The following is a 20,067-nucleotide window of genomic DNA, read 5'->3' on the forward strand; positions in this document are numbered from 1 at the left end:
GTCTTGGGGCAGAGGAATGCAGGATTTTGCTCCTGCCCTTGTCAGAAAAATGGATCCCATTCGCGCTTTTGGGGCAAACTCCTTTGAATTGAACAGTCCGCCAGGGCCACCAAATGACCGCTACGTCTTCGGTTGATGAACAGGGTTTTCGCAAGCTACTGAGTCGCAACATAAGTCTGCCGCTGGGCGTGGGTGTGCTCAGCGCGGTGTTCTTTGTGTCCTTGATTACCTATCTGCTGTCGGTGACCCAGCGGGTCGAGCACACTGATCGAGTGATCAATAACGCCAATGAAGCGATGAAGCTCAGTGTCGACCTGGAAACCGGCATGCGCGGTTTCCTGTTGTCGGGGGATGAGCATTTTCTGGACCCCTACATAACGGCCAAACCGAGAATCATCGTCGCGCTCAAGACGTTGCAGGAGCTGACCGCCGATAACCCGCCTCAGGTCGATCGCCTGCGACGTGTGGAGGCGTTGCAGGTCGAGTGGAACAACTACTCGCAAACCATGATTGAGCTACAGCGCAACAACGGCGATTACCGCGCGGCAGTCAAGGCGGGACGCGGTAAACGCCTGACCGACGAAATCCGCAGGCAGTATGACGATGTCATCAGCATGGAGCAGCAGTTGCGCACCACGCGCAATGAGGAAGTACGTCGTACGACAGTGCTGAGCATCACCTTGTATATTTTGTTCATCATTGCCATCAGTGGATTACTGGCCTACACGGGCCGTCGCGATTTGCTCAGCCTTTCCAAAAGCTATGGCGCCAACCTGGCGGAGCAACAAAAGAGTGCTCAGCGCCTGGAGCAGCAAGCCTGGTTGCGCAATGGCCAGACCCAACTGGCGGAGCAGGTGTTGGGGCAACTGACGTTGAACTTGCTGGGGCGCAATATCCTGCAGTTCTGCGCGCAGTATCTGGGGATGGCTGTCGCCGCGATGTATGTGCGAGAAGAACACGGCGGCCTTAAGCGCGTTGCCTCGTACGGTTTTTCTCGTGAGCAGGAAGTGCAGGAGCAAGCGATCTACAGCGGTGAGGGTATTGTTGGCCAGGCGGCCCAGCAGGATCGGCTGATCCGCTTGGACGATGTACCGGTCGACTACTTCAAGGTCAGCTCGGGGCTGGGTGACGGTGTACCGCGCAGCGTGCTGGTGGTGCCGACCAGCGACGATGATCGGGTCAACGGCGTCATCGAGTTGGGTTTTCTGCGGGCCCTGAGCGAGCGTGACATTGAATTGTTCGAACTGATTGCCGGCAACATCGGCACCTCCATCGAAGCGGCGCGTTATCGTCAGCGGTTGCAGGAAGTGCTGGCCGAAACCCAGCAGCTCAACGAAGAGTTGCAAGTGCAGCAGGAAGAACTGAAAACCGCCAACGAGGAACTGGAAGAGCAGTCGCGGATTCTCAAGGAGTCCCAGGCGCACCTGGAAATTCAGCAAGTGGAGCTTGAGCAGACCAACGAGCAATTGGCCGAGCAAGCGCAAGCGTTGGCCGAACAACGTGATGCCATGGATGAGAAGAATGGCGAGTTGAACCTGGTGCAAGTGCAGCTCGAAGAACGGGCAGACGAGCTACAGCGCTCGAGCAAGTACAAGTCCGAGTTTCTCGCCAACATGTCCCATGAGTTACGCACGCCACTCAACAGTTCGTTGATCCTGGCCAAGCTCTTGGCAGAAAACCCGCAAGACAACCTCAGTGCCGAGCAAGTCCAGTTCGCCGAGTCGATTTATTCGGCCGGTAACGATTTGCTCAACCTGATCAACGACATCCTCGATATTTCCAAGGTCGAAGCCGGCAAGCTGGAAGTTCGCCCGGAAAACACCAGTGTCGCACTGCTGGTTGACGGTTTGCGCACGATGTTCGAACCACTGGCCGCCGACAAGCGCCTGGCGTTCTCGACACACCTTGAGGTGGATGCTCCGTTGACGCTGTTCACTGATCGCCAGCGTCTGGAGCAGGTCCTGAAGAACCTGCTGTCCAATGCCGTGAAGTTCACGGAGAAGGGCGCGGTCAGTTTGACGGTGTCTCGTCTGCCGGGGCAGGGCATTGCGTTTGAAGTACACGATTCCGGAATCGGTATTGCAGCCGAGCAACAGGAGAGCATTTTCGAGGCGTTCCGTCAGGCCGATGGCACCACCAACCGACGTTATGGCGGCACAGGGCTGGGGCTGTCGATCTCGCGGGACCTGGCGGCGCTGCTCGGCGGTTCCATCAGTGTCGCCAGTCAAACGGGCGAGGGCAGTATTTTCACGTTGGTACTGCCGCAGCAGTACGTAGAGCCGGGTGATGAGCCGACAGAACCCCTGCGAATCGCCCCGGCCACCGTCAAGCCGGCCGCCACCGCGCCGACCCCGGTGATTGCCGAGGTGGCGATCCCGCGTTTTGCTGACGACCGTGAGAAGGCGCCGTTCGCCACCCGTTGCATCCTGGTGGTGGAAGACGAGGAGAATTTTGCGCGCATCCTCTTCGACCTGGCCCATGAGCTGGGCTACCAATGCCTGGTCGCTCACGGTGCCGACGAAGGCTACGACCTGGCCCGGCAGTTCATTCCGGACGCGATCCTGCTGGACATGCGCCTGCCGGACCACTCGGGGCTCACGGTGCTCCAGCGGCTGAAAGAGCACGCCGAAACGCGCCACATCCCGGTTCATGTGATTTCTGTCGAGGACCGTGTCGAGGCCGCCATGCACATGGGCGCCATCGGTTACGCGGTCAAGCCGACCACTCGCGAAGAGCTCAAGGATGTGTTCGCTCGCCTGGAAGCCAAACTCACCCAGAAGGTCAAGCGGGTGCTGCTGGTTGAAGACGATGATTTACAGCGTGACAGCATTGCGCGGCTGATCGGTGACGATGACATCGAAATCACTGCCGTCGGCCTGGCCCAGGAAGCCCTGGACCTGCTGCGCACCAACATTTACGACTGCATGATTATCGATTTGAAGCTGCCGGACATGCTCGGCAATGACCTGCTCAAGCGGATGTCTAGTGAAGACATTTGCTCGTTCCCGCCGGTTATCGTCTATACCGGACGCAACCTGACCCGCGACGAAGAGTCGGACCTGCGCAAGTATTCGCGCTCGATCATCATCAAGGGCGCGCGCTCGCCCGAGCGGCTATTGGACGAAGTGACACTTTTTCTGCACAAGGTCGAATCCCGGTTGTCCCAGGAACGGCAGAAGATGCTCAAGACCGCCCGCAGTCGCGACAAGGTCTTTGAGGGACGTAAAGTGCTGTTGGTGGACGACGATGTACGCAACATCTTCGCCCTGACCAGTGCCCTGGAGCATAAGGGGGCGGTGGTGGTGATCGGTCGTAACGGTCGTGAAGCGATCGAGAAACTCAATGAAGTGGAGGACATCGACCTGGTGCTGATGGACGTGATGATGCCGGAGATGGACGGTTTCGAGGCCACCATTGAGATCCGCAAGGACCCCCGCTGGCGCAAGCTGCCGATCATCGCCGTGACCGCCAAGGCCATGAAGGACGATCAGGAGCGCTGCTTGCAGGCAGGTTCCAACGACTACCTGGCCAAGCCCATCGACCTGGATCGGCTGTTTTCGCTTATTCGTGTGTGGTTACCGAAGATGGAAAGAATTTAGTGGAGCGAAATACGGACATCGAACTACGGTTGTTGATCGAAGCCATCTACCTCAAGTACAGCTACGATTTTCGTGATTACTCCGGCGCTTCGATCAAGCGCCGGGTCAATCACGCGCTGCGTCAGTTCGAGTGCAGGACCATTTCCGCGCTTCAGGAACGGGTACTGCATGACCCGACCGCGTTCATGCAGCTGTTGCAGCTGCTGACGATTCCGGTCAGCGAGATGTTCCGCGACCCGTCGCATTTTTTGGCGATCCGCCAGGAGGTGGTGCCACTGCTCAAGACCTACCCGTCGCTCAAGATCTGGATTGCCGGATGCAGCACCGGGGAAGAGGTCTACTCCATGGCGATACTGTTGCGCGAAGAAGGGTTGCTGGAACGCACCATCATTTACGCCACCGACATCAATCCGCATTCACTGGAAAAGGCCAAGCAGGGGATTTTCTCCCTGGAGAACATTCGCGCCTACACCCACAACTATCAGCAGGCAGGTGGTCAGCGTTCGTTTGCCGATTACTACACAGCGGCTTACGACTATGCGATTTTCGACAAGACCCTGTGTGAGAACGTGACCTTCGCCGACCACAGCCTGGCGACGGATAGCGTATTCTCTGAAACCCAGTTAATTTCATGCCGTAACGTACTGATTTACTTCAATAAAAAACTCCAGGATCGCGCGTTTGGACTGTTTCACGAATCGTTGTGTCATCGAGGGTTTCTGGTGCTGGGCAGCAAGGAAACCCTGGACTTCTCCGGGTACGGCAACCAGTTCGAACCCTTGGTAAAAACTGAACGGATCTACCGTAAATCATGAACAGCGGCGGTTCCAGGCAAACATCGCGGCGCAAGGTCGAGGCCGTTGTTGTCGGCGCCTCGGCCGGGGGCGTCGAAGCGCTGCTGAGTATTTTCAGCAGCCTGCATCAGGGGTTTCGCTTGCCGATCATTGTTGTGTTGCACCTGCCGGACGAACGTCGCAGCCACTTGGCGGATGTGTTTGCCCGCCGCGTGTCGATGCCCGTCATGGAGGCGTATGACAAAGCGCTGATCACGCCTGGGACGCTGTACTTTGCCGCGCCCGGCTATCACTTGTCGGTGGAGCATGACCGCAGTCTGTCGTTGAGTCTGGAAGACCGGGTACATCACTCGCGGCCGGCCATTGATTACCTGTTCGAGTCTGCCGCCGATACCTATGGTCCATCCCTGGCGGCGGTGCTCCTGACCGGTGCGAATCAGGATGGCGCCCGAGGCCTGGCGCACGTCAAGAGTTGCGGCGGCCTGACGGTGGTCCAAGACCCGACGCAGGCTCATGTCTCGACAATGCCGGCCGCCGCGCTGGCCTTGCATCAGCCCGACCATATCCTCCCTTTGCGCGGCATCGGCCGCTTGCTCGTCGAGCTGGAACGAATCGCATGCTAAGTACTGTCCACGCCAAACTGCTGATCGTCGATGATCTGCCGGAGAATCTGCTGGCCCTTGAGGCGTTGATCAAGCGCGAAGACCGCATGGTCTTCAAGGCGTTGTCGGCGGACGAAGCCTTGTCGCTGCTGTTGCAGCATGAGTTCGCCATGGCCATTCTCGACGTACAGATGCCTGGCATGAACGGTTTCGAACTGGCCGAACTGATGCGCGGCACCGAAAAAACCAAGAACATCCCCATCATCTTCGTCAGTGCCGCCGGGCGTGAGTTGAACTACGCCTTTAAAGGCTACGAAAGCGGTGCCGTGGATTTCCTGCACAAACCGCTGGATATCCACGCGGTGAAAAGCAAGGTCAATGTCTTCGTCGACCTGTACCGCCAGAGCAAGGCCATGAAGCTTCAGGTCGAAGCCCTGGAGCAGAGCCGGCGCGAGCAGGAAATCCTGCTTCAGAAGTTACAGGCTACCCAAAATGAACTCGAGCAGGCTGTGCGCATGCGCGACGACTTCATGTCGATCGTCGCCCATGAGGTGCGCACGCCGTTGAACGGGCTGATACTGGAAACCCAACTGCGCAAGATGCACCTGGCCCGCGACAATGCCCAGGCGTTCACGCTGGACAAAATGCACGCGATGGTCGACCGCGACGAGCGACAGATCAAGAGCCTGATCCGCCTGATCGAAGACATGCTCGACGTCTCGCGGATCCGCACCGGCAAGTTGTCGATTCGCACCAGTCGCTTCGACCTGGTGCAACTGGTGGAGAACCTGTTGCAGAACTTCGCGCCGCAAGTGGAAGCCGCCGAATCTTCGGTGACGTTCACGGCGTTGCAACCGGTGGAGGGTAGCTGGGATGAATTCCGGATCGAACAAGTGGTGTCCAACCTGCTGACCAACGCCCTGCGTTATGGCAGCAAAAAACCGATTCAGGTGACGGTTTATGCCCAGGACGGTGAGGCGCGTGTCGAGGTGCGTGACCATGGTATTGGCATCAGTGAAGAGAATCAGAAGCGGATTTTCCAGCAGTTCGAACGTGTTTCGGACAAAACCGCGGCGGCCGGCCTGGGCCTCGGGCTGTTCATCTCCGAGCAGATTGTTGCCGCCCATGGCGGCTCCATCAGCGTTGAAAGCCGTATCAACGAAGGGGCCCTGTTTCGCGTTTGCCTGCCCCTGTAGGAAAACAATCCGAATCGACGCAACCTCTGCGTGACCGCAGGGTCGTATCAGCAGCTATTGACCGAACAAAGGCTTCCCATGAGTGAAGATGCACAAGACGTCGTATTGATCGTCGAAGATGACCCCTCGATTCTGATGGTGCTGGCCGCCTACCTGTCGGGCGAGGGTTACCGCGTATTGCAGGCCGAAGACGGCGAGCAGGCGTTCGAGATCCTGGCCAGCAAACCGCACCTGGACATGATGATCACCGACTATCGCCTGCCGGGTGGTATCTCCGGTGTGCAGATCGCGGAACCCGCGGTGAAACTGCGCCCGGAACTGAAGGTGATTTTCATCAGTGGCTACCCGGCGGAAATCCGCGAGTCGGGCAGCCCGATAGCGCACAAGGCGCCGATACTGGCCAAGCCGTTTGACCTGGACGAACTGCAGGCGCTGATGCAGCAAATGTTGTCCTGAATGAACACCCCGGCCACTTGCCCTTTGAGGGCGAGTGATCGGCTACAAGCCTTGCTGCAACGACGGGTCATCCGGGTTCATCTGTTCGAGTTGAGCCAGAAGAATCTGCACATTCTGCAACTGCCCGGACTCTTTCCAGTAGCTGATCAACAGTACGCGTGCCTTGCGGTCGGCCGGGTGACGCTGCACGATTTCCTGCAACTGCTTTTGCGCCGCTTCCTGCTCTTGCTCGCTGTGCAAGGTGGTGGCGAGGTCGTAACGGTAATCCTTGTTGTCCGGTTCCAGTTCCACCGCCCTGGACAGTCCCAACAGCGCATATTCGCTTTGCCCATGATGCAGCAGCCACAAACCCAGGGCGTGTTGCAGGTACGCCGAATCCGGTTGCGCTTGCAGCTGTTTGGCCAGTAACTGGCGGGCCGCATCGCTTTGGCCCTGCTTGTCGAGCACCTCGATCTGAATCACCAGCGCACGCAAGTTGCCGGGGTCCAGGCGCAGACTCTGCTCCAGGGCTTGCTGGGCTTCTTTCAACTGGGCGTTATGCAAGTGCAGGCGTGCCAGTTGGTATTGGGTTTCGGCCGTCTCGGGTTGTGACTTGAGGGCTTGCTGGTACTGGTCGATGACTTGCTGCAAAGGGCCGAAGTACAACCCCAGATCATCGGGCGACAGCCCCAGTAACGCATCGGCGGCGGAAAACCGTACCGCTTGCTCGCTGTCTTCCAGCAGCGGTCCCAGCAGCAGGCTGCGCTGGCCGCCGGGCACCAGCCCCGAGACACTTTTGATCGCGGCCTGGCGCACGGCCACCGACGGGTGACTGAGGTCGGCATCGGCCAGTTTCAGTGCTTGCGGGCTGGGGTAATTCGGCAATTCGGCATGCAGCTTGATGCGGCGGGCATCTGGCAGGTCCGGGCGTGCCATCTGCTGATAGAGCATCCGCGCAGCGCCCGGTTGACCGTTGCGCGCCTGTTGCAATGCTTCGCTGTAGCCGTGCCGGACGGCCGAGGGCAGCGACGGCGTGGTGCTGCGCAGGAAAAACCAGGCGATGGCCACAAGCAACAGGGCGAGCAGGCTGATAAGCAGGTAGCGGCGGGGCTTGGACATGCAGGAATCCGGAAGCTGACGGGTTGCGCAAAGCCGTCAGCTTCGGTCAGCCAGGGCCGTGAGTCAAACCCTGACTCAACTGAGCACGTACTCCACCGGTGCCAGTGGCGGCGGTAGCTCGGTTTGGCCCAACGCTGCCAGCACTTCGCGCTCCAGGGTGCGGACGATAGCGCTGCACGGCAAATCGTTCTCATCGAAACCGAAAGGGTCTTCGAGGTCGTCACCGATTTCGTCGAGGCCGAAAAACGTGTAGCTGACGATGGCCGTAAAGATCGGCGTCAACCAGCCCAACGGTTCGGCCATGGCAAACGGCAGCAAGATGCAAAACAGGTAAATCGTGCGGTGCAGCAGCAAGGTGTAAGGGTAGGGCAGCGGCGTACTTTTGATGCGTTCGCAGGCCGCCTGGACCTGACTCAGGCTCACCAGCCGGGTTTCCAGTTGGGTGTAACGCCATTCACTGATGCGCCCGCTTTCGGCGAGTGACGAGCAGCGCGCACCGATGCCCTGCAAGACGCTGTCCGTGATGTTCGGGTGGCGCTCGTCAATCACCTCGGTTACCCAGGGTTGGGCCGCAGCGGCCTCGTCTTCAACCCGCAGGCGGGCGATCAGGCCATGGGCAAAACCGCAGAGCTCACGCAACAGCGGCGCTCGCTCGGCTGAGTCCTTGATGATCAGGGTTTCACGGATCAGCGACCGCACCTCGATAATCAACTGGCCCATCTGCTTGCGACCTTCCCACCACCGGTCATAGCAGGCGTTGTTGCGAAAGCTCATGAAGATCGACAGCGACAACCCCAGCAGCGTGAAAGGCGTGGCGTTGACCTTGGAGAAGTACGCCGGGTGCAAGGTTTCCACCAGCACGATGACCGACGCCAGCAACGTCACCAACAGACTGCGCAACGCAATACGTTTGGCGATCGAGCCTTTGAGGGAAAACAGAATACCGATCAGATTCGGTTTGGGGCGGACAATCATGGGCAGATCTACGGCTGAGGCGCTTTTCGCGGCGTATCAAGACTAGAAGCACCCGCGTCAGCTGTCCAATCGCTATGGCTGACGGGGTGATCGAGCCTGTCTATGAAGGCTGTTTAGTTCATCGAGGAATACTCGGCCGAGGCCACGCCGCCGAGGAAGATTTCGATGGCCTGGGTAATCAGGCGATCTTTCTCCGCTTGTGAGGGAGTGCTGAGCAACCCCAGCAGGCAACGCAGTTGCAGGTCGCCGGTCAAGGCATCGAGAAAGATCACCGCACGGGCCTGGGCATCGCCGGGTGTGACCAGACCAGCGCCATCGGCCCCAGTTGAAGTAGTCGGCCAGGCAGCGGTAAGACGTGGTCGGTGCAGCGGCGAAGAACATGCGGGCGGACTCGGGGGCGCGGTTTGCCTCGGCAATCACCAGCCGGTGCAAGGCAATTGCCTTGGGCGAGAGCACCACATCAAGGAAGGTCGAGGCAATGCGTTGCAGTGCATCGCGCAGGGGCAGGCGCTTGATGTCCAGGACCACCAGCGGGGTGACGATTTCATTGCACAGTTGCTCGACGATCGAGGCGAACAAGCCGTCCTTGTCACCGAAGTACGCATAGATCGTGCGTTTCGAACCGCCAATGGCGGCCACCACTTCATCCACGCTGACACGCGAATAGCCGTTTTGCAGAAACAACTGCGCGGCGGCTTGAAGAATCGTGTCGCGCTTTTCAATTTGCCTTGGTCGTTGCATGGGCGCCTTCGTCATGAGTCTTTTGGGTACTGATGGGTTTACTGTCTTGGATTTTATGTGGATGGCAGACTTTGATCTGCAAAGGCCAACCTTAGCCCAATAACTGGCTTGTTTCCATTCGTTGACAATCACTCTTTATCGGTCTAGGTTTTTAAATGGTACTGATCAGTACCCATAAATACGCCATGAATAAAAACAACGCCGAGGTCACGCACTATGCGCTTTGTCAATTTCGCCCAAGGCGGGCAACGAGGTCTGGCGGTCGAACACGAAGGTCTTTTGAGAGGGCTGGTTGAAGGTGCCAATGGCTACCCCGGCAGTCTCCATGAGCTGCTGAAGGCCGGGCCGGAGGCGTTGAGTGACGGGTTTGCGGTGTTGTGCCAGGCACCGGTGCTCAACCTTCGGTCTATCCGCTTCAACCCACCCATCGAACGCCCTTCGAAGATTGTCTGTGTGGGCCTGAACTATGCCGCACACACCGAGGAAAGCCCCTACGAGCAGCCAACCTATCCGACCTTCTTTCCTCGTTTCGCCTCCAGCCTGATCGGTCACGCCGCCGAACTGATTCGCCCAAGGGTTTCCGAGCAGCTCGATTACGAAGGCGAGTTGGCGGTGATTATCGGCAAGGGCGGTCGGCATATTGCGCAAGATCAGGCGCTGGAGTATGTCGCCGGCTATTCGATTTTCAACGAGGGCTCAGTGCGCGATTTCCAGTTCAAGTCACCGCAATGGACCATGGGCAAGAATTTCGATGGCACCGGTGCCTTCGGCCCGATGTTCGTCAGTGCGGATGAACTGCCGGCGGGCGCTGCCGGGTTGAAACTGGTGACGCGGCTCAACGACGAGGTGGTTCAGCAAGGCAATACCGCGGACATGATTTTCAATGTGGCGCAGCTGATTTCTATCCTCAGTGTCGCGGTCACCCTTGAGCCGGGCGATGTGATTGTCAGCGGAACCCCCGCCGGGATCGGCTGGGCCAAGCGTCCACCCGTGTTCATGAAACCGGGGGATGTCTGCACGGTGGAGATCGAAGGCCTGGGCACGCTGGTCAACGTGATCGCCGATGAACCGTCGCCGCTTGATCTGCCTGCTCGCCACTGAGTCAACACGCCTGACGCTCTCGCACAACTAACGACCAGGCTTTTCCAGCCATCGCGCCTTGGAGAACGACCATGATCCAGCTCAAAGACATTCACCACGTGATGTACCGCCACCCTGACTTGCAGGTGATCGAACGCTTCCTGATTGATTTCGGCCTGGTGGTGACCCAGCGCTGCGAGCAGCGCATTTACCTGCGCGGCACCGGTGCACAACCGTATGTCTACATTGCCGAGCAGGCGGATGAGCCGGCGTTCGGTGCCATCGCCTTCGCGGTGCAGCAACGTCAGGACCTGGAGCGTGCCAGCGAGTTGGCGGGCGCTTCGGCGGTCTATCGGTTGAACGGCCCCGGAGGCGGGGAAGCCGTGTCCCTCACGGACCCCGCTGGGCGCCGGATTGACCTGGTGCATGGCCTGGCGCCGTTACCGGCGTTGCCACTGCGTGCGGCATTGACGCACAACTCGGCGCTCGACAAACGCCGCCTGGGCACGGCTCAACGTCCTGCCAAAGGGCCGGCGCAAGTGTTGCGCATCGGGCATGTGGCCATCGGTGTTGCGGACTTCAAGCAGGCGCTGAAGTGGTACACCGAGGTGTTGGGCCTGTTGCCGTCGGACCTGATTATCGAGGGCAGCAAGGACAACCCGGTCGCCGCGTTCCTGCGCATCAATCGCGGCGCAGACTGGACCGACCATCACACGATTGCTTTGTTTCAGGCGCCACAGGATCGAGTCCATCACGCCTCGTTCGAGGTGCAGGACTTCGACGCCCAATGCCTTGGCCATCAATGGCTGGAGGAGCGGTGCCAAGTACCATTCTGGGGCGTGGGCCGTCACCTGTTGGGCAGCCAGATCTTCGATTACTGGAGCGATCCGTCCGGCAACCTCATCGAACACTTCACCGATGGCGACCTGTGCAACGAGAGCACCCCGACCCAGTACACGGCGTCTTGCGACTCCAGCCTCTATCAGTGGGGACCGCAGATGACGCTGGAGTACTTCCTCGGAGGGAGGACAACGCTGAAACGGCCCAACCGCTGAGAGTGTGCTGATTGCTCTGCGAGCGGCGCAACGACATCGAAGGGTTGGGGACGCTGTTCTCCAACCATCGAACGCCATTTTGTCGATGCCAGTAACGACTACGCTTGTTCGAGGGGCTGCTGCGGCCCCCGGACAGGGTGTTTCTACATTCAACTGACCTGACAGGAGCAACCATGAGCAACCAGGCCCCCCAATGTCAGCTCACCAGTTCCACCGATTGCCCCATTGGTCACGGGGCGGCCTCCACACGCGGGGCGCTCGACCCGCAGTTTGAATACGGCATTCTGCCGCTTGAAGGTGGTTTTACCGTCAACGGGAAGACGTTTGCCAGCAACGAACAGGCCTACCTGTGACGCAGCCAGCCAGGGCATTTTCATGCAGCCGTTGATCCACTATTTCAAGGTCGTCTTCAACCCCGGTCTCGGGGTGATGTTGTTTGCGTTGCGCACGGTCGCGGCCGGTCTGTTGACGCTTTACCTGGCGTTTGTCTTCGACCTTGACCAACCCAAATGGTCGGTCATGGCCGTCATCATCGTCAGCCAGCCGCTGGGCGGGATGGCCTTGCAGCGCAGTTTTTCCCAGATCATCGGCACCACGGTGGGGGCTGTAGTGGCCGTGCTGATCATGGCGATTTTCCCTCAGGCGCCGTTGCCATTCATTGTCACCCTGGCCTTGTGGCTGGCGTTTTGCACCGCTGGCGGCACCTTGCTGCGTTACACCAGCTCTCACGCCTTTGTACTGAGCGGGTTCACGGCCGTGGTGGTCGGGTTGCTGGCCGTACCGGAACAAGATAATACCTTGATGCTGGCGATTACCCGGGTGACCGAGACGCTGCTGGCCGTGGCTTGCGTGTGCGTGGTCAGCCTGTTGACGGCCCGCCCGGAAGCGGTGGCCCGCGGCTATTTTGCAAAAGTCGATCAGGTGCTCAAACTGATCGCCACACACGCCGCGGCGGTGATTCGAACAGAGGAAAGCGAGGCCGATTTTCACAAACGCCAGATGCAGTTGCTGGGTGAGATCAGTGCGCTGGAAGGCTTGCGTCGGCACTTGTACTTTGACGCGCCACGGCTGCGCAGTGCCAACGGCCTGGTGCAGTTGCTGGGCAATCAACTGGTCTTGCTGACGTCTCGACTGACCGTGTTACGGCATCAGCGCCAACTCATCAGTGCACGCTGGGAGGGGGCGTTTCCCGAGCACATTCAGCGCTTGCGTGAAGACGAACTGGTTTTTCTCGATGAGTTGGCGGTCAAGGGGCGCTCGCTGTCGGCTCAGGCACGGCATCAGTTCGTTGCACTCCAGCAGCGTTTTGATCAACAGGCCCGGCAAGCCGAAGAACTCACCGAAACTATGCCGGCGACCCTGCGCTCGCTGGCTTGGGCACTGCGGTGGGAGCAGGCACGACTGCTGCAACAGCTGGAGGACATTCTCGAACTCAGCGATGCGATCCAGGAGGGGCGTGAGGCCAGTTGTATCTTCCGCCAGGGCCAGAGCAACCCTCTGCACCTGGACTTTCGCCTGGCCGGGATGAATGCCGTCCGGGCTTTTACAGCGTTACTGGTGTCGGGGTTGATCTGGATCGAAACCGGCTGGGACGGCGCACGGGCGGGCATGATTCTGGTGGGGATTCTCTGTTCGTTGATGGCGACGTTCCCACGGCCGCTGGTGGCCAGCCAGAACTACGTTCGCGGTTTGGGATTGGCACTGATCGTTTCGGCGGTTTACCAGTTCATGTTGGTGCCGGCCATTGGCGACTTCGAGATGCTGGCATTGATCCTGGCGCCGCTGCTGTACGTGATCGCAGTGGGACTGGCCAGCCCGATGACCGCCGGGATTGGCATGGGGCTAGGGCTTTCGACCTTCCTGATGGTCGGTCCGCAAAACATCGGTGCCTGGCAGAACACGGCGATCCAATGGTTCGAGTTCGCGGGCGCCTATGTGTGTGCGGGTGGGCTTTCATTGCTGGTCTACTCGTGGGTTTTTCCGTTCGATCCGGTACGACGTATTCGCCGACTGTTTCGCGAGAGTCGTGAGCAAGTGTATGCATTGTTGAAAACCTCGACGGCCGATCAGCAGCAATTTGCATTCGAGAGTCGCATGGTGGATCGCCTGACCATGATGTTGGGGCTGTTGCCGGCGGCCAGTGACCGGCGTTCCAATGAACTGTTTGAAGTCAGCCTGGCCTGCATGGCACTGGGGGTGGCGCTCAATCAATTGAAGCAACAAGGCCAGGAAAACGCCTTGTTGACACACAAAGTGAAAGACCGTTTGCAGTCCATTTTGCGGGAGGCCGGCAGGTCCGTCGCCGGCCGCCTGGGGATCGACCTCGACCGTTTGACGGTTGAACTGCGTCAGCTGGGAGACGAACTGGATCAGTTGCACTCCGGTGAGCTGTCGTCAGGACATGAACACCTGTGGTCGGTGTTCCGCATCCGTGTCGCATTGCTGATCGTGGCCTCGTTCATCGAGCGATACCGCGAGTTCCTTGAACCCACCGAAGAGGGAGTGCCGCTTCTTGCCAATTGATTTTGAGGTGGGTGGCGTCTACTTGCCGCCCATTGCCCAGGCCTTGTTGCTGGCCTTGCCGATCTTCCTGCTGCTGGACTGGGGCTTGCGTCGGGTCGGGGTATTGCGGTTCGTCTGGCATGAAGCCTTGTTCGAAGGTGCGCTCTACGCCTGTGTCTGTGCTGTCGTGATTTTAGTAATGGGAACCCCATGACCTTGAAAAAAAGCTTCGCCCAATTGCTGACCCTGAGCGTTGTGATGTTGGCGCTGGTACTCGGCTGGTTTGCCTGGGAGCATTACACCCGGTCGCCCTGGACCCGTGATGCACGGGTGCGCGCCGATGTGGTGACGTTGTCTGCCGACGTCTCCGGACGCATCGTCAGCCTGCGTGTGCAGGACAACCAGCATGTCGCCAAGGGCGACTTGCTGCTGGAAATCGACCCGGCGCGCTACACGCTGGCCGTCGAACACGCCAAGCGGTCGGTGGAAGTGGCCAGGGCTACACTGGGCCAGTCTCAGGCCGCGATCATTGCCAGCGAGGCATTGCTCAAACAACGCCAGAGTGAGGAGCGTCGGCGGCGCAGCCTCAAGCAAGGCTTCGCGATCTCGGGCGAGGAGTGGGAAAAGTCCAGCACCGATGTGGCGGTCGCCCAGGCAGAACTGCTCAGGAACCAGGCCAACCTGGGGCTTGCTCAAGCCAACGTACAATTGGCCATTGCCGCATTGACCCAAGCCGAACTGGACCTGCAACGCACACGGGTCGAAGCCCCGGTCAGTGGTTATGTGACCAACCTGCTGACTCGCCAGGGTGACTACGCCAGCGCCGGCAGTGCGCTGTTGGCATTGGTCGACAGCGACTCCTTTTATGTCAGCGGCTATTTCGAAGAAACCAAACTGCCCAGAATCGTTGAGGGCAGCCCGGTACGCATCCAATTGATGAGTGGCGAGACCTTCGGTGGCGTGGTGCAGAGCATCGCCTACGCCATTACCGACCGCGAAAACTCACCGGGCAATCGCCTGCTGGCCAACATCAACCCCAGTTACACCTGGGTAAAACTGGCACAACGCGTGCCGGTGCGGATTCTGATCGACCCTGACTATGCGGGCAAAGGTCGCCTGCGGGCGGGCACGACTGCCACGGTCACCGTGCTGGAAAGCAGCAAGTCACGCTGATACCGCGCGTTACGCCGTGCCGACGGGGATGGCTAATACCCGTGGCAACGCCAATGCCGATGAATACCGGGTCATTGTGGATTACCCCTTCGGTATCTTTTAAACGGACACCGCAGGCAAAAAAAGCCCCGCGACCGAATGAGGCGCGGGGCAAAGAATTGGTTGGTTGCGGCCAACCAAAGGAGCACTTGAAACAGTTATTTGCTGGCGACGGTCTCCGGTTGCCAGCCACCACCCAACGCTTTGTAGATGGCGACGATGCCGCGGTACAGGTCGACTTCGGCCTGTGCCTGGGAATCCTCGGCCGCCAGCCGTTCACGCTGTGCGTCGAGCAGCACGAGGAAGTCGACAGTGCCTTCGCGGTAGCGGATTTGTGCCAGGTCGGCCGCAGCGCGGCTCGACTCGCTTTGGCGGATCAATGAAATCAACCGCTGCTGGCGTTTGCCGTAATCGCTGAACGCGTTTTCCGACTCTTCCAGTGCCAACAAGACTTGCTGTTCATAGGTCGCCAGTGCGCCTTCGGCGTTAGCATCGGCACCGCGCAAACGAGCCCGCACGCTGCCCAGATCGAAGGCTGCCCACGTGATGCTTGGGCCCAGCGCCCAGGCACTGGCGGCCGATGAGCCGATCTGCGAACCGCGCCCGGCGGTGAAGCCGAGGAAGCCGCTGAGGCTGACCCGTGGGAACAAGTCGGCCTTGGCCACGCCGATGCGGGCCGTGGCGGCGGCCAGTTTGCGTTCGGCACTGAGGATGTCCGGACGGCGTTGCAGCAGTTCACCCGGATCACCAATCGGCAGCGCCTTGGCAATCGCCGGCAGGCTGGCCGGACGCAGGTCGACGGTCAGTTTGTCCGGGCGCTCGCCCAGCAGCGTGGCGATGCGATTGCGTTGACGATTTTGCTCGGCCTGCAACTGCGGCACGCTGGCCTCGACGGAGGCGAGGCGGGCATCGGCGCGCACCACGTCGAGCTGATCGCCGACACCGGCATCGCGCAGGCTGACGGTGATCTTGCTCGACTCTTGCTGGTTTTCAAGGTTGGCCAGGGCAATCTTTTCCCGCAGCTGCGCGCCGCGCAGTTGACCGTAGGCGTCCACCAGTTCGGCAATCAGCGTGACTTGCAGTTGATACAAATCGGCCTCGGCTGACTGCTGATCGGCATCGGTCGCTTCCAGGTTGCGCTGGATGCGTCCGAACAAGTCCAGCTCCCAGGCCATGTCCAGGCCCAGGTCGTAACGCTCGCTGTTGACCCGTTTGGTGGTCTGGCCCGGAATCTGCCCCTTGGCCAAATCGCTGCTGGCGCGGCTGGTGATGGTCGGCATGGCGTCGTTGCTGGCATCGTCGCGGATCGCCCGCGAGGCTTTGAGCCGGGCGAACGCCACGCGCAGTTCGCGGTTGCCTTGCAAGGACTGGGTCACCAACTGATTGAGGATCGGGTCCTCGAATTGCTGCCACCAGATCCCTTCGAAACGTGCACGGTCAAAGTTCTTCTGACCGTTTGCGCCATCGGTGGCGGCCGTGATGTTAGCCGCCGCAGTCAGAGGGGTTTGGTAGTCCGGGCCGACGGCACAGGCACTCAGGGCCAATGCCAGCAAGCTCGGCAGGAAGGCTTTCAGACTCATTGTTGCGCCTCCAGTTTCAGGGCCTTGGCCGCTTTGCGCGCTTCGCCGCGCTCCACATAGCGGCGGATCAATACGTAGAACACCGGCGTCAGCAACAGGCCGAAGAAGGTCACCCCCAACATCCCGGAGAACACCGCCACACCCATGGCATGACGCATTTCCGCACCGGCACCGCTGGAGAAGACCAGGGGCACCACGCCCATGATGAAGGCGAAGGAGGTCATCAGGATCGGCCGCAGACGCAGGCGGCAGGCTTCCAGTACTGCGGCGAGCGGGTCCAGGCCTTCTTCCTGTTTATCCTTGGCGAACTCGACGATCAGGATCGCGTTCTTGCACGCCAGGCCGACCAGTACGATCAAGCCGATCTGGGTGAAGATGTTGTTGTCACCGCCCGAGGCAATCACCCCGACGATGGCCGACAGCAAGGTCATCGGTACGATCAGGATCACCGCCAGTGGCAGGCTCCAGCTTTCGTATTGAGCCGCCAGCACCAGGAACGCCAGCAGCACGCAAAGCGGGAACACAAACAGCGCGGTGTTGCCGGAAAGGATCTGCTGGTACGTCAGCTCGGTCCATTCGTAGGTCATGCCGTTGGGCAGTTCTTCCTTGAGCAGTTTCTCGATGGCCGCTTCCGCCTGGCCGGAGCTGTAGCCAGGGGCTGCCGCACCGTTGATTTCAGCGGTCACGAAACCGTTGTAGTGCATCACGCGGTCCGGGCCTGCGGTGTCGCTGACCTTGATGAAGGTCGCCAGCGGGATCATCTCGCCCTTGTTGTTGCGCACTTTCAACTGACCGATCTGCTCAGGCTCCAGACGGAACTGTTGCTCGGCCTGAACGTTGACCTGATAGGTGCGGCCGAAGCGGTTGAAGTCGTTGGCATACAACGAGCCCAGGTAGATTTGCAGGGTGTCGAAGATGTCGGTGATCGCCACGCCATGGGTCTTGGCTTTCTCGCGGTCGATGGCTGCATCGACTTGAGGCACGTTGACCTGGTAGCTGGTGAACAACCCGGCCAGCTCCGGCACGCTGCGGCTCTTGGCGATGACGTTTTGCACTTCTTTGTACAGTTCGTCATAGCCCAGGCCACTGCGGTCCTCGACTTGCAGGCGGAAGCCGCCAATCGTGCCCAGGCCCTGTACCGGCGGCGGTGGGAAGATCGCCATGTAGGCTTCCTGGATGTCGGCATATTTGCCGTTCAAGGCACCGGCAATCGCACCGGCCGACATGCTCGGGTCTTTACGCTCGTCGAACGGTTTCAAGGTCACGAAGACGATGCCGTTGTTCGGGCTGTTGGTGAAACCGTTGATCGACAGGCCAGGGAAGGCCACGGCGCTTTCCACGCCCGGTTGTTTCAGGGCCAGGTCGGACATGCGCTTGATCACGTCTTCGGTACGGTCCAGGCTCGCGGCATCCGGCAACTGGGCGAAGGCCACCAGGTACTGCTTGTCCTGCGGCGGTACGAAACCGGTCGGGGTGTGGGCGAAGCCGAAGTAAGTCAGCACCATCAGGCCGGCGTACAGGAACAGGGCGATGCCGCTGCCGCGAATCACGCGTTTCACGGTGCCGACGTAGCCGTGGCTGGCCTTGACGAAGAAGCGGTTGAATGGACGGAACAACCAGCCGCCGAACAGCGTGTCGAGGACCTTCGAGAAACGGTCCTTCGGCGCATCGTGAGGCTTGAGCAACACGGCGGCCAGGGCCGGCGACAAGGTCAGCGAGTTGAACGCCGAAATCACCGTCGAAATCGCAATGGTCAGGGCGAACTGCTTGTAGAACTGCCCGGTCAAGCCGCTGATGAATGCCGCCGGGATGAACACGGCGCAGAGCACCAGTGCCGTGGCAATGATCGGCCCGGTCACTTCACGCATGGCACGCTTGGTTGCGTCCACCGGGTTCAGGCCCAGCTCGATGTTACGTTCGACGTTCTCCACCACCACGATGGCATCGTCGACCACGATCCCGATGGCCAGCACCAATCCGAAGAGCGACAGGGCGTTGAGCGAGAAGCCGAACAGGTGCATCACGGCGAATGTACCGATCAGCGACACCGGCACCGCCACCAACGGAATGATCGAGGCACGCCAGGTTTGCAGGAACAGGATCACCACCAGCACCACGAGGATCAGCGCTTCAAACAGCGTGTGAACCACCGCTTCGATGGAGCCGCGAACGAAGATGGTCGGGTCATAGACGATGCTGAAGTCCATGCCTTCGGGGAAGCTCTGCTTCAGTTCGGCCATTTTCGCCCGGACTTCGTTGGAGATCTCGATGGCATTGGAGCCCGGACGCTGGAAGATCGGGATCGCCACGGCCGGTTGGTTGTTCAGCAACGAGCGCAGAGCGTATTGGCTGGAACCCAGCTCGACCCGTGCGATGTCTTTGAGGCGAGTGATTTCACCGTTGTCGCCGGAGCGAATGATGATGTTTTCGAACTCTTCCTCAGTGACCAGGCGCCCCTGAGTGTTGACCGACAACTGGAAGCTGGTGGCACTCGGCGCAGGTGGCGCACCCAAGGCACCGGCGGCAACCTGGCGGTTCTGTTCGCGGATGGCATTGACCACGTCGGTGGCGGTCAGGTTGCGCGAAGCGGTTTTGTTCGGATCGAGCCAGACCCGCAGCGAGTAGTCGCCCATGCCGAACAGTTGCACATCGCCGACACCGCCCAGCCGCGCCAACTCATCCTTGATGTTGAGCAAGGCGTAGTTGGACAGGTAGAGCATGTCGTAGCGTTTGTCCGGCGAGGTCAAGTGCACAACCATGGTCAGGTCGGGCGAGGCCTTGTCGACCGTAATCCCGATACGCGTCACTTCTTCCGGCAGCTTCGGCTGGGTCCGGGTCACGCGGTTCTGCACCTGGACCTGAGCGTTGTCCAGGTCCGTGCCCAGGGCAAAGGTGATGGTCAGGGTGATCTTGCCGTCAGCGGTGGACTGCGAGGACATGTACAGCATGTTCTCGACGCCGGTGATGGCCTGCTCCAGCGGAGCGGCCACGGTTTCACCGATGACTTTGGGGTTGGCCCCCGGGAAGTTGGCGCGCACGACCACGGTCGGCGGAACCACTTCCGGGTATTCGCTGATCGGCAACTGGAATAGCGAGATGGCGCCGGCGATCAGGATCAGCAGCGAGAGCACTGCGGCGAAGATCGGCCGTGATATGAAGAATTGGGAAAAATTCATC

16 protein-coding genes and 1 pseudogene are annotated in these 20,067 nt (G+C 59.9%); 11 read left to right on the forward strand and 6 right to left on the reverse strand.

What is annotated here, in order from left to right:
* Positions 1 to 113 precede the first annotated feature (113 nt).
* From AABM54_RS12955 to AABM54_RS12975, 5 genes are all read left to right on the forward strand, one after another.
* Entirely contained in the window at positions 114 to 3,599 is a 3,486-nt protein-coding gene (locus AABM54_RS12955; RefSeq protein WP_347906036.1) for a response regulator, read from the forward strand.
* On the forward strand, positions 3,599 to 4,414 hold the full coding sequence (locus tag AABM54_RS12960) for a protein-glutamate O-methyltransferase CheR (protein WP_347906037.1): 816 nt from the start codon (positions 3,599 to 3,601) through the stop codon (positions 4,412 to 4,414). The genes AABM54_RS12955 and AABM54_RS12960 overlap by 1 nt, the downstream gene beginning before the upstream one ends.
* Entirely contained in the window at positions 4,411 to 5,016 is a 606-nt protein-coding gene (locus AABM54_RS12965; protein WP_347906038.1) for a chemotaxis protein CheB, read from the forward strand. The genes AABM54_RS12960 and AABM54_RS12965 overlap by 4 nt, the downstream gene beginning before the upstream one ends.
* The gene (locus AABM54_RS12970; protein WP_347906039.1) at positions 5,010 to 6,191 is read left to right on the forward strand and encodes a hybrid sensor histidine kinase/response regulator; all 1,182 of its coding nucleotides are present in this window, start codon (positions 5,010 to 5,012) and stop codon (positions 6,189 to 6,191) included. The genes AABM54_RS12965 and AABM54_RS12970 overlap by 7 nt, the downstream gene beginning before the upstream one ends.
* Before the next feature lie 78 nt (positions 6,192 to 6,269).
* Positions 6,270 to 6,647 (forward strand): response regulator, encoded by a 378-nt coding sequence (locus AABM54_RS12975; protein ID WP_347906040.1) that lies wholly within the window; start codon positions 6,270 to 6,272, stop codon positions 6,645 to 6,647.
* 42 nt (positions 6,648 to 6,689) lie between these two features.
* Here the strand turns inward: AABM54_RS12975 and AABM54_RS12980 are convergent, their stop codons facing one another.
* The 4 genes and pseudogenes from AABM54_RS12980 to AABM54_RS12995 all read right to left on the reverse strand — a co-directional run.
* Complete coding sequence (locus AABM54_RS12980) at positions 6,690 to 7,745, reverse strand: tetratricopeptide repeat protein (protein ID WP_347906041.1); 1,056 nt, start codon at positions 7,743 to 7,745, stop codon at positions 6,690 to 6,692.
* Between the two features lie 75 nt (positions 7,746 to 7,820).
* The gene (locus tag AABM54_RS12985; protein ID WP_347906042.1) at positions 7,821 to 8,720 is read right to left on the reverse strand and encodes a bestrophin family protein; all 900 of its coding nucleotides are present in this window, start codon (positions 8,718 to 8,720) and stop codon (positions 7,821 to 7,823) included.
* Positions 8,721 to 8,833: 113 nt separating this feature from the next.
* Entirely contained in the window at positions 8,834 to 8,992 is a 159-nt protein-coding gene (locus tag AABM54_RS12990; RefSeq protein ID WP_347906181.1) for a TetR/AcrR family transcriptional regulator C-terminal domain-containing protein, read from the reverse strand.
* 112 nt (positions 8,993 to 9,104) lie between these two features.
* A pseudogene (locus tag AABM54_RS12995) lies at positions 9,105 to 9,476 on the reverse strand (TetR/AcrR family transcriptional regulator); the annotation flags it as partial.
* 201 nt (positions 9,477 to 9,677) lie between these two features.
* Between AABM54_RS12995 and AABM54_RS13000 the strand changes: the two are divergent.
* The 6 genes from AABM54_RS13000 (at position 9,678) to AABM54_RS13025 (ending at position 15,271) form a co-directional block, all read left to right on the forward strand.
* The gene (locus AABM54_RS13000; RefSeq protein ID WP_347906043.1) at positions 9,678 to 10,562 is read left to right on the forward strand and encodes a fumarylacetoacetate hydrolase family protein; all 885 of its coding nucleotides are present in this window, start codon (positions 9,678 to 9,680) and stop codon (positions 10,560 to 10,562) included.
* A 71-nt stretch (positions 10,563 to 10,633) separates the two neighbouring features.
* Complete coding sequence (locus AABM54_RS13005; protein ID WP_347906044.1) at positions 10,634 to 11,596, forward strand: VOC family protein; 963 nt, start codon at positions 10,634 to 10,636, stop codon at positions 11,594 to 11,596.
* Between the two features lie 173 nt (positions 11,597 to 11,769).
* On the forward strand, positions 11,770 to 11,949 hold the full coding sequence (locus AABM54_RS13010) for a hypothetical protein (RefSeq protein ID WP_347906045.1): 180 nt from the start codon (positions 11,770 to 11,772) through the stop codon (positions 11,947 to 11,949).
* Positions 11,950 to 11,971: 22 nt separating this feature from the next.
* Complete coding sequence (locus AABM54_RS13015; RefSeq protein WP_347906046.1) at positions 11,972 to 14,119, forward strand: FUSC family protein; 2,148 nt, start codon at positions 11,972 to 11,974, stop codon at positions 14,117 to 14,119.
* The gene (locus AABM54_RS13020; protein WP_347906047.1) at positions 14,109 to 14,312 is read left to right on the forward strand and encodes a DUF1656 domain-containing protein; all 204 of its coding nucleotides are present in this window, start codon (positions 14,109 to 14,111) and stop codon (positions 14,310 to 14,312) included. The genes AABM54_RS13015 and AABM54_RS13020 overlap by 11 nt, the downstream gene beginning before the upstream one ends.
* A 2-nt stretch (positions 14,313 to 14,314) precedes the next feature.
* The gene (locus AABM54_RS13025) at positions 14,315 to 15,271 is read left to right on the forward strand and encodes an HlyD family secretion protein (RefSeq protein WP_347906182.1); all 957 of its coding nucleotides are present in this window, start codon (positions 14,315 to 14,317) and stop codon (positions 15,269 to 15,271) included.
* Between the two features lie 197 nt (positions 15,272 to 15,468).
* Here AABM54_RS13025 and AABM54_RS13030 read toward each other — a convergent pair whose 3' ends face one another.
* Positions 15,469 to 16,890: an efflux transporter outer membrane subunit gene (locus tag AABM54_RS13030; protein ID WP_347906048.1), complete on the reverse strand. Its 1,422-nt coding sequence runs from the start codon at positions 16,888 to 16,890 to the stop codon at positions 15,469 to 15,471.
* Positions 16,887 to 20,066: an efflux RND transporter permease subunit gene (locus tag AABM54_RS13035; RefSeq protein ID WP_347906049.1), complete on the reverse strand. Its 3,180-nt coding sequence runs from the start codon at positions 20,064 to 20,066 to the stop codon at positions 16,887 to 16,889. The genes AABM54_RS13030 and AABM54_RS13035 overlap by 4 nt, the downstream gene beginning before the upstream one ends.
* Position 20,067 lies beyond the last annotated feature (1 nt).

This window comes from Pseudomonas purpurea, assembly GCF_039908635.1.
GTDB classification, from domain to species: domain Bacteria; phylum Pseudomonadota; class Gammaproteobacteria; order Pseudomonadales; family Pseudomonadaceae; genus Aquipseudomonas; species Aquipseudomonas purpurea.

Excerpts from the sequence above, each read along its gene's own strand:
- AABM54_RS12955 (WP_347906036.1), top strand. The coding sequence starts at position 114 with ATGACCGCTACGTCTTCGGTTGATGAACAGGGTTTTCGCAAGCTACTG.
- AABM54_RS12965 (WP_347906038.1), top strand. The coding sequence starts at position 4,411 with ATGAACAGCGGCGGTTCCAGGCAAACATCGCGGCGCAAGGTCGAGGCC.
- AABM54_RS12970 (WP_347906039.1), top strand. The coding sequence starts at position 5,010 with ATGCTAAGTACTGTCCACGCCAAACTGCTGATCGTCGATGATCTGCCG.
- AABM54_RS12975 (WP_347906040.1), top strand. The coding sequence starts at position 6,270 with ATGAGTGAAGATGCACAAGACGTCGTATTGATCGTCGAAGATGACCCC.
- AABM54_RS12980 (WP_347906041.1), bottom strand. The coding sequence starts at position 7,745 with ATGTCCAAGCCCCGCCGCTACCTGCTTATCAGCCTGCTCGCCCTGTTG.
- AABM54_RS12985 (WP_347906042.1), bottom strand. The coding sequence starts at position 8,720 with ATGATTGTCCGCCCCAAACCGAATCTGATCGGTATTCTGTTTTCCCTC.
- AABM54_RS13000 (WP_347906043.1), top strand. The coding sequence starts at position 9,678 with ATGCGCTTTGTCAATTTCGCCCAAGGCGGGCAACGAGGTCTGGCGGTC.
- AABM54_RS13005 (WP_347906044.1), top strand. The coding sequence starts at position 10,634 with ATGATCCAGCTCAAAGACATTCACCACGTGATGTACCGCCACCCTGAC.
- AABM54_RS13010 (WP_347906045.1), top strand. The coding sequence starts at position 11,770 with ATGAGCAACCAGGCCCCCCAATGTCAGCTCACCAGTTCCACCGATTGC.
- AABM54_RS13015 (WP_347906046.1), top strand. The coding sequence starts at position 11,972 with ATGCAGCCGTTGATCCACTATTTCAAGGTCGTCTTCAACCCCGGTCTC.
- AABM54_RS13030 (WP_347906048.1), bottom strand. The coding sequence starts at position 16,890 with ATGAGTCTGAAAGCCTTCCTGCCGAGCTTGCTGGCATTGGCCCTGAGT.
- AABM54_RS13035 (WP_347906049.1), bottom strand. The coding sequence starts at position 20,066 with ATGAATTTTTCCCAATTCTTCATATCACGGCCGATCTTCGCCGCAGTG.